The following is a 12,294-nucleotide window of genomic DNA, read 5'->3' on the forward strand; positions in this document are numbered from 1 at the left end:
GCCCAGCTGCCCTTACCGCGTGCAGCTTCCCTAGTCGAATCTGCACGCGGTTCTTTGTATTTCTTTGCTACCGCCCTTGCGCGCGGGGCCGTTTCCACGTAATATTATCGGTCGCAGGCGATTATGTCTGCCCGTGGAACGCCAGCATAGCTCAGTTGGTAGAGCACCGCTCTCGTAAAGCGGGGGTCATCGGTTCGAGTCCGATTGCTGGCTCCAGTTGTTCGCCAAAGCCCGGTTCCGTTTGGAGTCGGGCTTTTTGCTACCGAACGCCTGCGGGCGGCGACTCCGCCTGCAAGGGCCTCTTTAGAAGAGTAAAGACGAGGATGCGCCACGGCATCAGGTGGAGCAGGGTCAGCGACCTTGAATCCACAACCGTTGCGCAAACCGATTGATCCCATCGAATACGAGCCTTGCCACCGCGCGAAGCTGGAGCGTCGCATCGTCTAGCGGAGTCGTCGCGTGTAGTTGCCACTAGAAAGCCGTACGCGCTTGCACCGATTGAAGGACAGAGCAGGAGATGGTTGGTGCGCGCATGTACCAACGCAAACGTTTTCGTGCTCATTTCCGCAGGTTCCGCATTCTCAAAGCCACAAGCTGGACGTTAGCAACCACATCTGAGAAACCGTCTTCAGGAGGCTCGTGCCGAACACGGCCGTCCCTACGTCCCTGCAAGGTTGGTTGCCGTCTTTTTTTCATCCTTCAGTTGTATATGAATTCACCAGTTTGGAAACAATTGATAACATAATTCAACATATTGTTGGAGGCTGTTATGAGCATACAACTTGCCACGCGCATTGAAGACGACGAGGCTGCGCGCTTTCGCGAGACGACTCGCTTGTTGGGCACGACGCCTGCCGATGCTATGCGTATCTTCATATCTGCGTTTAACGCCCATCGAGGTTTTCCGTTTGAGGTGCGACTTCCTGAGCCTAAGATCGAGGCTTTCGCTTCCGAGCGGGAGGCAGCAGAGTTCTCCGATCGCCTTGCGTTAAGGATGATGAATGATGCGCGGTGAGATCACTTTAGGACTCTTATAACTCGTTGCCGCAAAGCACAGAAGAAGCATCGTCTTGAACATCTCATGCTTAGACGCCAGCCTGCTCTCACATCCCGGAGTCACGAAGGCACTCCATGAGAAGTGGAGCAGGTTCAAATTCAGCTCGCAGTGATGAAGAACGTGTCTCCGTTCCCTTCGATAACGAGGCTCGCACCCGGCATCAGCCCGTCAAGACCCGTTCCCGTGAGGGGCAGGCGGCCCCTCCCATCGAGTTCGACAAGGTCCCCCTCGATCGAGAGGAGGGCGAACTCCTCGTCGAAGCCGGCCGAGAAGCCATCGGGGACGTCTCCGGGCGCACCTTCACCGATATAGCCCCACGCATAGCCCTCGAGCTTCTGCTCGTCGTCGATGAGCTTGGCGAGCAGGTTCATGCGGCGGGACTCGCCGACGCAGCGGAGGCAGCCCCCGTGCTCGTCGAACTGCCTGGCGACGTACACCGCCCGGTCGTTTCCAAGAAAGCGCGGCGGCACGGCGACCGTAAGGTCCTCCGCCACGATTACCTCGTCGGTCCCAAAGGGAATGTCTCTGGGACCCTTTCCTCTGCGAGAGAGTTCTGCGAGAAGTTCGCAGGCCGGCCCCGGTTCCTCCTCCCCGTCATCGTAACCGTAAACCGCCGGGCCTGGCCAGGCGGCGCCGAGCGCTGCAAAGTTTAGCTCGGATTCGCTGTGCTCCATCGCCCATTTCGTCACGTATTGGCCGAACCGAGAGTACGGGAGGATCCACGAGCCGTCTGCCGAGGCGCGCTCTGGGAGTTGCTCCGCGACGTCGATCCCCTCGGTGCGGAGGGCGAGCTTGGAGAGCGCCGAGCCGATGCGGCGCGCAGAACCCCCTTGTGCAACCCGCCAGATTCCCACGGAGGACACCAGACCGGGGAGATCGTAGTGGTCGATGGTTGCGGCGCCGAGCTCGTCGATGGCTCGTCCGGCAGCGAGGAGCAGGCGCCGGAAGAGCTCGAGCATATCTACGAGGGCGTGTAGACCATCGATGCTCCGGAGCATGTCATCCAAGCCGAAGCGCGTGGAACGCCTAGGTTTAGCAAGGAACTCGTCAAAGGCGTCAGCCGTTTTCCCCCATGCAGAAAGAGAGGCAAACACGTCTTCTGCCAACTGACCATCCTCGCCAACGCTCGCTACGGCCTGTGAGAACGGGAGGCCGAGCAGACGCAAGTCCCCATGGTCTTCCTCGTCGAACTCCGCCAGTCGCTTGAAAACGATCGATTCAACGTCCCCATCGAGCACCATGAGCTCCTTCCCGTCCGAGGCGCGAAAGACGCACGCCGAAGCGGCGATCTGCTCACGAAGCGGAAAGAATCGCTGGTCGGTGGGCGCAGCCTGCTCTGCTCGGCCAAGCAGATAGCATGTGAACCCGTTGATCATGTCCGGATCGATGAAGTGGGGGCGTTCGCAGCGGCTCCCCCTCCACGACTCAAGGGAATCACGCTCGTCCGGCCCGAAATCTTCCAAGCGGTATGATGTAAGGCCGATTGATGTCCGAATGCCCATGCTGCTTCCTCTCTCCCATGCCCGCTCTTTAATTGTTGCATCCCTGTCAAGGGCATGTCCCAAACGGAAGCCCTGCCGCCCCGCTTGCGCGCTGCGCTTCAAACAGCTTGTCATTTCCGCAGGTAGTGAGCACGTCAAGAACATTTGACGGCGTGATATGGCCTCGCCGTGCGCCATGTCCGCCCCTTTTGATGGTAGGCTTGCATGCGTCGTGGCACGCTCCTTCCTGACAGGGTCGCGCCGAAGACCTGAAAGGAGGGGCGCCATGGAGATCGGGCACCGTATCAAGAGCTACCGCACGCAGCTTGGCATGTCGCAGGACGCACTGGCCGAGCGCGTGTACGTGAGCCGCCAGACCATCAGCTCGTGGGAAAACGACAAGACGTACCCGGACGTCCAGAGCCTGCTCATCCTTTCCGAGGTCTTTGGGGCGACCATCGACGACCTCGTCAAAGGAGATGTGGAGGCCATGACCAAGACCCTCGATACCGATGCCAAGACCATGCTCCGTCTGGGCTTCGTGATGCTCGCGTTTTTGCTGCTCATGATCTTGGCGCTTGTGTGGGTAAGCGTGCAGCTCATCGTGTGGGACTGGCCCACCGAGCAGACCGTGCCCACCATCGTGCTCGCCCTTGTGCTGTGGGGCGTCGCCATGTTCGCCGCCGTGTGGTCAGAGCGGCTCAAGAAGGAGCACGACCTCGTGACCTACCAGGAGGTCCTGTCCTTCATGACCGGCAAGGACGTGGACCGTGCCACCGAGAAGGGCCGCCGCGAGCGCCTGATCCCCACGTGGATGAAGGTCATCCGCGCCGTCGGCACCATGCTTATCGCAGCCGCTATCGGCGCATTCGTTGGCTACAACGGCGCCGCCCTCATGGATCTGCTCCTAGGATAGAGAACGCCCTGGCGACCCGACCACACGCCGCTGCGAGGCAGCACGTCGCAGCGGCGTTTTACATGCCACGGCTCGACAAGCTGCCGGCACGCGCCTATACTGGCTGCGTCGACCGAGTAGGGCACACGCCCTGCAGCGCGTGTGGCGGCGCCATCGGATCGACGGAAAGGAACGTGAACGTGCGCATTCGCTAGACATCCTCGGTAGCATCAACCAGGCGACAAGCGGGCTCTCGCCCGTGCCGTGACGGCATCTGTCATCGCTTTCGGCACCCACGAAGCGGGCAGGCAGTCGCCCCGCATTCAAGGAGTCCAGCATGCAGCTCGCGCTTTCCCAGATCACGTATACCTATCCCTCTGCCGTCGAGCCCCTCTTCACCTCGCTATCCGTTACCTTCCCGCAAGGCTGGACCGCGCTTCTGGGCGACAACGGCTGCGGCAAGACCACGCTCGCCCGCATCGCCTGCGGCGAGCTCGTACCCGACTCCGGCTCCATCACCGGCGGCCTATTCAGCGTCCTCTGCACGCAGGAGACCGCGATCCCGCCCGAAGCGCTCTACGACTTCGCCACGAGCTACGACCGCGAGGCCCGCGAGCTGCGCGAGATCTTTTCCCTTGAGGACGACATGCCCTGGCGCTACGGAGAGCTCTCCTGCGGAGAGCAGAAGAAACTGCAGGTCGCGACTGCGCTCTGGCAGCGGCCGGACGTGCTCGTGCTCGATGAGCCCACCAACCACATCGACCACGACGCCCGCATCCAGCTAGCACGCGCCCTCAAGCGCTTCCGCAGCATCGGCATCCTCGTGAGCCACGATCGCGAGCTCATCGACGAGCTGGTCGAGCGCTGCGTATCGTTCGAGGCGGGCGGTCTCGTGGTGCGGCGCGGCGGCTACACGGCGGCGCACGCGCAGGCGGAGCATGAGCGCGCGACCGTCATGCGGGAGCGCGCCGCAGCGAAGGACGAGCTCGCACGGCTTTCGGTTGAGAGGGACCGGCGCGCCCACGAGGCGGCGCGCGCAGACGCCCGCCGCAGCAAGCGGCATATCGATCCCAAGGACAAGTCGGCGAAGGCGAAAATCGACCTCGCCGTCTACTCAGGTCAAGACGGTGCGCGCGGCCGGCTCGCAGCGCAGATGGATTCGCAGCTCGCGGCTGCTCAAGAGCGCCTGAACGCCGCCTTCGTGCACAAGCGCTACGACGGCGACCTCTGGATCGAGACGAACCCGAGCCCCCGCAAGACGCTCCTGCGCATCCCCGAGGCAACCATGCCCTGCGGCCCCGGCACGCTCGAGCTGCCCGAGCTCTACGTGGGCAACACCGACCATATCGGCATCGTGGGGCCCAACGGCGCCGGCAAGTCGACCTTCCTCGCACATGTGCGCGGCATCCTGGCCGAGCATGCCGCGGACCTCAGCGTCCTCGACATCCCACAGGAACTCAGCCCTGCCGACACTGAACAGCTCTTCGCGCGCATCAAGGGGCTCTCGAGCGCCGAGCGCGGGCGCGTGCTCTCCACGGTAGCGCAGCTCAACTCCGACCCTGACCGCATCCTCGAGGGCGGCCGCACGAGCCCCGGCGAGGCACGCAAGCTCATGCTCGCCACGGGTATCCTCGATGAGCCCGTCCTCATCATCATGGACGAGCCGACGAACCACCTCGACCTGCACTCCACGCAGGCGCTCGAACGAGCGCTCGCCGCCTATCCCGGTGCGCTCCTGCTTGTGAGCCACGACCGGGCGTTTCTGGCGGCATGCACCACGGCGACCTGGACGGTCCGCAACGGCAGGCTGCACGCGTAGGCACACCGCCCGCTTGTGTGAGCTATTCCGCCTCGGTCTCCACGGCGCGCTCGCGCGTACCGGTGGCGCGGAAGATCGCCCAGTCGGCGATGCGGACGGCGTCGTCGCCCATGCGCTCGAAGTACTTGGCAACCATGAGCAGCTCGGGCAGGTACTTGGCGCGCGTCTCGCTCGCCTTGATGAGGTCGATCACCACGCCCTCGGCAGCAAGGTACACGTCATCGATGTCGTCATCCATGGTGAAGACGCCATGGGCCTTGTCGACATCGCTGGTACGGAAGGCCTCGACAGCGTCTTCCACCATGGTGGCAACGCGCTCGGAGGCGAACTTCAGATGGTCACCGAGATTCGCAACGACCTCGGTAGGCAAGCTCTGCGCGAGTTCGGCAACGTCGCTAGCCTTCGCATCGATATGCGCGAGGTCGGAGACCATGCGGAACGTACCGGTGAGGAAGCGCAGATCGCCAGCGACCGGCTGCTGGAGAAGCATGGCGTCGAGGCAGGCATCCTCGATGGAGCCGCGCAGACGGCGCCCGGTCGTGCCGTTGTCGAGCACGTCCTGCGCAACGCTGGCGTCGCCGGCGAGCGCCTGCGCGAGCGAGCGGACATCCTCCGCCGTCTGGGCCGCGAAGCGGCCGAGGTTGCTGTCGATCTCGTCGAGCTGGTTGAAATACTTGGTACGAGTGCTGCTCATTAGCTGAACCTTCCCGTCAGATAGTCATTGGTGAGCTGCTCCTTGGGGTTGGAGAAGAGTTCCCTGGTGGGACCCGCCTCAATGAGCTCGCCCAAATAGAAGAAGCACGTCTTGTCAGCGACGCGCGCAGCCTGCTCCATGTTGTGGGTCACGACGACGACCGTGTGATCCTCAGAGAGCTGCATCATGAGCTCCTCGACCATGCTCGTGGAAATGGGGTCGAGAGCGGAGGTCGGCTCATCCATGAGCAGGACCGCAGGGTCGGTCGCGAGAGCGCGCGCGATGCACAGGCGCTGCTGCTGGCCACCGGAAAGGCCGAGGCCGCTCTTGTTGAGGTCGTCTTTAACCTCGTCCCACAGGGCGGCACGGGTAAGGCAGCGCTCGCAGATCTCGTCGCCCTCGGCCTTGGACAGGCGCTTCATGCGCTTGGGGCCGTAGAGGATGTTCTCGCGGATGCTCATCGGGAACGGGTTCGGGTGCTGGAACACCATGCCCACGTATACGCGCAAGGCGTTGGCGTCCATCTTGAAGATATCCTCGCCACCGAACTCGATCGTACCGTCGACCTTTACCGTCTCGACGAAGTCGCACATGCGGTTGAACGTACGCAGCAGCGTGGACTTACCGCAACCGGAGGGACCGATGAAGGCCGTTGCCCGGTTTTTGGGAATCTCGAGCGAGATGTGCTTGAGCGCCTGGAAATCGCCATACCACAGGTTGAAATCGCGGATGGAGATCATGCTCTCCACGCCCTCGATGCTGCGGTGGACGTCCTCGTTGATCGTAGTATCCATATGATTCTCCATCAGCCGAACCTACCCGTCAGATAGTCGGAGAGACGCTTGTCCTTGGGTGCCGAGAAGATCTGCTGCGTAGTCCCGGTTTCCACCATATCGCCTACGTAGAAGAAGGCGGTGCGGTCGGACACGCGCCCGGCCTGCTGCATGTTGTGGGTCACGATGATCTGGCAGAGACCCGTCTCGGAAAGGGAGCGGATGGTCTCCTCGATCGTGTACGTCGAGATCGGGTCGAGCGCCGAGCACGGCTCGTCGTACAGCACGACATCCGGCTTCATGGCAAGCGTACGCGCGATGCACAAACGCTGCTGCTGGCCGCCGGAAAGGGCATGGGCGCTCTGCTTGAGCTTATCCTTGACCTCATCCCAGAGCGCAGCCTGGCGAAGCGAGGTCTCGACGAGCTCGTCCTCCTCGTCCTTGCCGTGCAGGCGACCATGCTTCTTAGGCGCGAACAGGATGTTCTCGCGAATGGACTTGCGGAAGGGCGTGGGCTGCTGGAACACCATGCCGATGGACTTGCGGAGCTCGAAGAGGTTCTCTTTGGGCGTATTGATGTTGTGCCCGTGGTAGAAGATCTCGCCGCCGATCTTGCAGCGCGGGATCTCGCGGTTCATGAGGTTCAGGCAGCGCAGGAAGGTCGACTTTCCGCAGCCGGAAGGGCCGATGAGCGCGGTGACCTCGCCGGCATGGAACTCGAGGCTCGTCTTGTGAAGCGCCTCATGCGTGAGATCGTAGGTAACGGTGACGTCCTTGGTATAGAGGAGCGCTTCTTGCACGGCGGCCTGCCCGGTCGCCTGGTCTTGCGTCATCTCGGTCATTCGGCGGTCAACCTCCTAGCGAGGAACTTGCCCAGCACGCGGGCGAGCACGTTGAAGAGGAGCACGCACACAAGCAGCACCGTGGCGGTACCCCACACGATCTCGGTCGAGCCGGGGGTGGGCTCGGAGGTGAGGCGCCAGATGTAGACGGCAAGCGTGCAGGCGGGGCGGAAGATGTTGAAGGGGTTCGTGGGCGAGCTGAAGTTCAGCACGTTGCCGAAGTTCAGGCGGCTCGGCGCGGAACCCGAGGTGAAGATCAGAGCGGCGGCCTCGCCGAACACGCGGCCAGCGGAGATCACGATACCGGTGACGATGGCGGGCATGGCGGCAGGAAGCAGCACGTTGACCGTGGTCTCCCAGCGGGTGAGGCCCATGGCCAGCGCGGCGTCGCGCTGGCTGCGCGGCACGTCCTCGAGGGCCTGCTGAATCGTGCGGACCAAGATGGGGATGTTGAACATCGTGAGCGCTACCGCACCGGAGATGATCGAGATGCCCCAGCCGAGCACGACGACGAAGAACAGCGAGCCGAACATGCCGACTACGATCGAAGGCAGCGAGGACAGCGTCTCGATAGCGGTCTTCGCAGCGGAGGTCACCCAGTTATCGGGCGCGTATTCCACGAGGAAGATCGCGCCGCCCAGCGAGATGGGCACCGAGATGAGCAGGGTGATGAGCAGCATGTAGAAGGAATCGAACAGCTGGTAGAGAATGCCCGACACCTCTGCGCTGGACGGGTTGGTAAGGAACCCGGGCGTGAGCGCGATGCCGCCGCCGCGCACCAAGATGTAGATGATGATGGCCGCAAGCAGCGCCAAGACGAGGCCGACGATGGCGGTCAGGACGCCGGTGGCAATCTTATCCTGCGTCCCGATGCGCTTTACGTGCGCGGAAAGGTCGCGAGCTTCAGGAGCCGCGGTGGTCTGGTTAGCCATTCTGCTTCGCCCCCTTATGTCCGATGAGGTGGATGATGAGGATGAAGATGAGCGACATCACGAGCAGGATCAGGCCGAGCGTCCACAGAGCATGGTAGAACTCGGTGCCCGCGACCGCATTGTTGAGACCGGAGGTCAGCGTAGCGGTGAGGGTCGATGCCGGCGAGAGCAAGCCCGTGGGCATGTTGCGCTCGACGCCGCCGATGACCATCTGGACGGCAAGGGTCTCGCCGAAGGCGCGGGTCATACCCAAGATGACAGCGGTCATGATGGAGGGCGTAGCGCTCTTGAGAACGACGTGCCACACGGTCTGCCAGCGGGTGCAGCCCAGCGCGTAAGACCCCTCGCGGTACTCATTGGGCACGGCGCGCAGGGCGTCGATGGAAAGGGTCGTCACCGTGGGTAGGATCATGACGGCGAGCACGATGGAGCCGGACAGGATGCCCGCACCGGTGCCAGCGCTCGCGCCGAAAACCATACGCATGAAGGAGTTCACCACGTACAAGCCGAGCACGCCGTAGACGACCGACGGAATACCCACGAGCAGCTCGACGAGCGGCTGGAACACGCGGGTGCCGAAGCCCGGGGCGACCTCGACGACGAACATCGCGGAGCCGAGGGCGATGGGAAGGGCGAAGATCGTGGAGAGCAGGGTGACGGAGAACGAGCCCACGATCATGGGCAACGCGCCGTACATGTCCTGCTCGGGAATCCAGTGCTGCCCGGTTAGAAACGCGATGGGGTCGAAGCCGTCGACGAAGAACGTGGTCAGACCTTGTTCGGCGACCATGAAGATCAAGGTAACGACCACGACGGCCACGAGCAGCACGCATGCGCCGGTGATCCCCAGACCTATGTTCTCCAGCCGGCGCTTTGGCATGATGTTCGCCATGTGACGCCTTTCTCGAAACATGGAAAGGGGACCCCCGCGCGAACGGGGGCGCCCCTTCGTACCAACTATTGCTAGCTAAGCAGCGAACATGCTACTCGACAGGCGTGACGTTGCCGTCGACGTCCTTCTGGACCTGCATGTTGCTGACGGGGATGAAGCCCTGCTCGATGACGGTCGTGGACTGGACATCCTCGGACATGATGTACTCGATGAAGGCCTGGGTGATGGCAGCGGTGGCCTCGTCCTCATCGGAACGGGTGTACATGTGCTCGTAAGCCCAGATGTTGAAATCGCCGGTCTCGACGTTCTCCTGAGTGGGCTCGACGCCGTCGACGTTGAGCGCCTTGATGCCCTCGTTGGTCTCGTAGTAGTTGAAGGCGACGTAGGAGATGGAGCCCTCGGTAGCAGCAACCTGCTCGACGACGGTGCCCGAGGAATCGACCTCGGCAACCGGGGTGAAGTCAGCGGGGACCTCGGCGCCCTGGAGCACGGCGGCCTCGAAGGTGGCGCGGGTGCCGGAGCCGGCCTCGCGGTTGATGACGTTGATGGTGCCGGCGGTGCCGCCCACCTCGGACCAGTCGGTGATCTGGCCGGTGAAGATGCCAGCGAGCTGCTCGGTGGTGATGTCGTCGATGTCGACGTTGGCGTTCACGATCGGGCCCATGCCCACGATGCAGACCTGGTTGTCAACGAGGCCCTCGAGCTGGGACTCGTCGTCGACCTTCTCCTCGGCGAAGACGTCGGAACGGCCGATCTGGAGGGAGCCGTCGACGATACCGGAGATGCCGTCGCCGGAGCCGCCACCGGAGATGGCGATGACGACGTCGGGGTTCTCGGTCATGAACTCATCGGCAACAGCCTCGATGAGCGGCTGGAACGACGTGGCGCCACCGCAGTTGATGGTGCCGGAGAGAGCAGCGTCGGCGCCACCGGCAGCGGAACCCGAAGCAGGAGCGGAACCGCAACCAGCGAGGCCGAGGCCGGCAAAAGCAGCCACGCCACCGGCGAGGCCGAGGAACGAACGACGAGAGCAGGACTGATCGAACATGGATGATTCTCCTTCCGGAAATCCTCTACATTGCAGGCGCGGCAGTATGGCTCCCGCGCTTGTCGTTGAGGAATGTACCGCGCCGCAAGCGCGAGACAGGGGTTCGGAGGGAGGTTATTACAGGGGTCTTATCAACCATTACCCGGTGTGAACGACGAGTTTACATTCTGTTTACATTCGTTTCGCGCTCTATGCGGGAGCTTGACCCAAGGCCCTTACGGGGTCTGTCGTGCCAAGCGGCATATGGGCCGGCGCTTTCAGATCCGTCTTTACAAAACCATGATGCGCGCCGTGCCATGACCTGAGCGCGCGAGGGTAGAGTTGAGCCACCGATATGTTCGTGAAAGGCGCACCATGGCAGCTAACAGCACGCCCAGCAACAAGACCCTCGCCGCTAGGATCATGCGCCATGCTCTTCTATATACCTGTTGCGCCGCAGCGTTCGTGCTCGCGGGCAGCTTCCTACCCCCTGTGCTCATCCCCACCAACCCGGACGCGGCGTTTCGCCTCTCATCGGTCCTGTTCGCGCTGGGGCTCACCGCCTATCCGATCTTCTGTTCCGTCTCCGCTATCGTCGATACGATCCGGGCATACCGATCAGGGCAGACGGTCGAGATACCCCTTGCAGCCAAGCTCATCGCGCTCGCGCTCAGCCTGCTCTCCATCGCAGCAGCAGACGGCCTTGCCGATTCGGCCATGCGCAGCAGCGCGGCGGCCCGCGGCCACAGGCTTTCGCAGCATAGTTCGGCAACCTCGCGCCAGGCGTTTCAGGCGCGCATGGTCCTTAACATCCTCGTGCTTCTTATCCTTATCGGCATGAGCGTGACCTTCAGCGTGGTCGGAGACCATGCCCTCTTTGATGCCATGCTTTCATTCACCGCAGGTACTGCCTTCGTCGCACTGCTCATATGCGCGATTCTCCCCGGCGCCGTCATCATCAGCGGTCTCATGCGCGAGCGAGCGCGATTCAAGTCGCGCACGGCATGGTCTGCCGGCGAGAGACCCGTAGCCCCGGGGACGGAGGGCCTCTTCGCCCGCGATGACGAGAAGCGCCGTCGCTACCTTGCACTCCCCCGCACCGCTGCCTTGGTCGATATCGCCTTCCTCGTCATCATGGTCGCCATCTCCGCCATCGCGGCAGACCGGATAAGGCCCTTCCTCGAGTCCGCCCCGGCGCTGCGGTATCCCTTGATCGCGGTTACCGCCGCTTCGTTGTTCCTGCTCTTGCCCCTTCTGATGTGGTGGATGGACTGCTCGGGCAGAAGCCTCACCCAAACCATCGAGATCGACCCCGAGACGCGCAGCCTCGCATACACGCTCACCGCAGGCAGCGGTAGCGAGCGCAGCAATCGCTCGCTGTTGCTGACGCGCGTGCACTCGTATAAGGTGGGTCCGCGCTGCATCACCGTGCGCTGCACCTGCGACGACGGCAAGACGCGCACCATCTTCGCCCCGCGCACCTTCGCCAACGAGGACCGTTTCGTAACCGAGCTCGAACAGCTCCTCAGCGCATAACGGATTCGCAGGAAAACCGACAAAAGCCCCATCCGGGAATCTCGATTACAAAAGTGTCACCCAGGTGTAAGGCAAATCGATGGCACCGCTTGGCTCGTCTCCGCAGAATGAAGCTGTGAGGATGCAGACCCGAAAGGCGGTAGCAACCATGGGATGGCGCAACAGCAACCGTGAAGACAACCATCGAATCGACAGCCCGTATAACGCCACCGCGACCGATGACCACAAACCCGCCGGCGTAGGGAGCGCCATGCGCTCATGCGCGAGCCTCATCGCCTACATCGTCGCCATGGCGGCGCTCACCATCGGCATGCTCTGGATGCTCTGGAAGGTATCGGGACGGTAG

At 62.7% G+C, this 12,294-nt stretch carries 12 protein-coding genes and 1 tRNA gene; 6 read left to right on the forward strand and 7 right to left on the reverse strand.

The genetic code is table 11. The features are described 5' to 3' along the window. Positions 1 to 140: 140 nt before the first annotated feature. Positions 141 to 216: transfer RNA gene (locus C1717_RS02030), tRNA-Thr, on the forward strand. A gap of 553 nt (positions 217 to 769) precedes the next feature. After that, positions 770 to 1,015 (forward strand): type II toxin-antitoxin system RelB/DinJ family antitoxin, encoded by a 246-nt coding sequence (locus C1717_RS02035; protein ID WP_102371579.1) that lies wholly within the window; start codon positions 770 to 772, stop codon positions 1,013 to 1,015. Between the two features lie 140 nt (positions 1,016 to 1,155). Here the strand turns inward: C1717_RS02035 and C1717_RS02040 are convergent, their stop codons facing one another. Further along, positions 1,156 to 2,559 (reverse strand): hypothetical protein, encoded by a 1,404-nt coding sequence (locus tag C1717_RS02040; RefSeq protein ID WP_102371580.1) that lies wholly within the window; start codon positions 2,557 to 2,559, stop codon positions 1,156 to 1,158. Between the two features lie 265 nt (positions 2,560 to 2,824). On the opposite strand from C1717_RS02040, the gene C1717_RS02045 reads away from it, so the two are divergent. Both C1717_RS02045 and C1717_RS02050 read left to right on the forward strand, forming a co-directional pair. Then, positions 2,825 to 3,454: a helix-turn-helix transcriptional regulator gene (locus C1717_RS02045; protein ID WP_102371581.1), complete on the forward strand. Its 630-nt coding sequence runs from the start codon at positions 2,825 to 2,827 to the stop codon at positions 3,452 to 3,454. Positions 3,455 to 3,770: 316 nt separating this feature from the next. Then, positions 3,771 to 5,252, forward strand: a complete 1,482-nt coding sequence (locus tag C1717_RS02050; protein ID WP_102371582.1) for an ATP-binding cassette domain-containing protein — start codon at positions 3,771 to 3,773, stop codon at positions 5,250 to 5,252. A gap of 22 nt (positions 5,253 to 5,274) precedes the next feature. Here C1717_RS02050 and C1717_RS02055 read toward each other — a convergent pair whose 3' ends face one another. From C1717_RS02055 to C1717_RS02080, 6 genes are all read right to left on the reverse strand, one after another. Further along, on the reverse strand, positions 5,275 to 5,946 hold the full coding sequence (locus tag C1717_RS02055; RefSeq protein ID WP_102371583.1) for a phosphate signaling complex PhoU family protein: 672 nt from the start codon (positions 5,944 to 5,946) through the stop codon (positions 5,275 to 5,277). Next, a complete protein-coding gene (gene pstB, locus C1717_RS02060) occupies positions 5,946 to 6,740 on the reverse strand; it encodes a phosphate ABC transporter ATP-binding protein PstB (protein WP_102371584.1) in 795 nt (264 codons plus the stop codon). Before pstB (C1717_RS02060) ends, C1717_RS02055 begins: the two co-directional genes overlap by 1 nt. Positions 6,741 to 6,751: 11 nt before the next feature. Continuing rightward, positions 6,752 to 7,561: a phosphate ABC transporter ATP-binding protein PstB gene (pstB, locus tag C1717_RS02065; RefSeq protein WP_102371585.1), complete on the reverse strand. Its 810-nt coding sequence runs from the start codon at positions 7,559 to 7,561 to the stop codon at positions 6,752 to 6,754. Further along, positions 7,558 to 8,493, reverse strand: coding sequence for a phosphate ABC transporter permease PstA (gene pstA / locus C1717_RS02070; RefSeq protein WP_102371586.1), 936 nt, complete (start codon positions 8,491 to 8,493; stop codon positions 7,558 to 7,560). Before pstA ends, pstB (C1717_RS02065) begins: the two co-directional genes overlap by 4 nt. Beyond that, complete coding sequence (pstC, locus tag C1717_RS02075) at positions 8,486 to 9,385, reverse strand: phosphate ABC transporter permease subunit PstC (RefSeq protein ID WP_102371587.1); 900 nt, start codon at positions 9,383 to 9,385, stop codon at positions 8,486 to 8,488. The genes pstA and pstC overlap by 8 nt, the downstream gene beginning before the upstream one ends. Before the next feature lie 91 nt (positions 9,386 to 9,476). Beyond that, positions 9,477 to 10,433, reverse strand: a complete 957-nt coding sequence (locus C1717_RS02080) for a phosphate ABC transporter substrate-binding protein (protein ID WP_102371588.1) — start codon at positions 10,431 to 10,433, stop codon at positions 9,477 to 9,479. A 354-nt stretch (positions 10,434 to 10,787) separates the two neighbouring features. On the opposite strand from C1717_RS02080, the gene C1717_RS02085 reads away from it, so the two are divergent. After that, the gene (locus C1717_RS02085) at positions 10,788 to 11,948 is read left to right on the forward strand and encodes a hypothetical protein (RefSeq protein ID WP_102371589.1); all 1,161 of its coding nucleotides are present in this window, start codon (positions 10,788 to 10,790) and stop codon (positions 11,946 to 11,948) included. A gap of 121 nt (positions 11,949 to 12,069) precedes the next feature. After that, a complete protein-coding gene (locus C1717_RS02090; RefSeq protein ID WP_102371590.1) occupies positions 12,070 to 12,294 on the forward strand; it encodes a hypothetical protein in 225 nt (74 codons plus the stop codon).

The organism is Enorma phocaeensis (assembly GCF_900186505.1).
Lineage (GTDB): Bacteria > Actinomycetota > Coriobacteriia > Coriobacteriales > Coriobacteriaceae > Enorma > Enorma phocaeensis.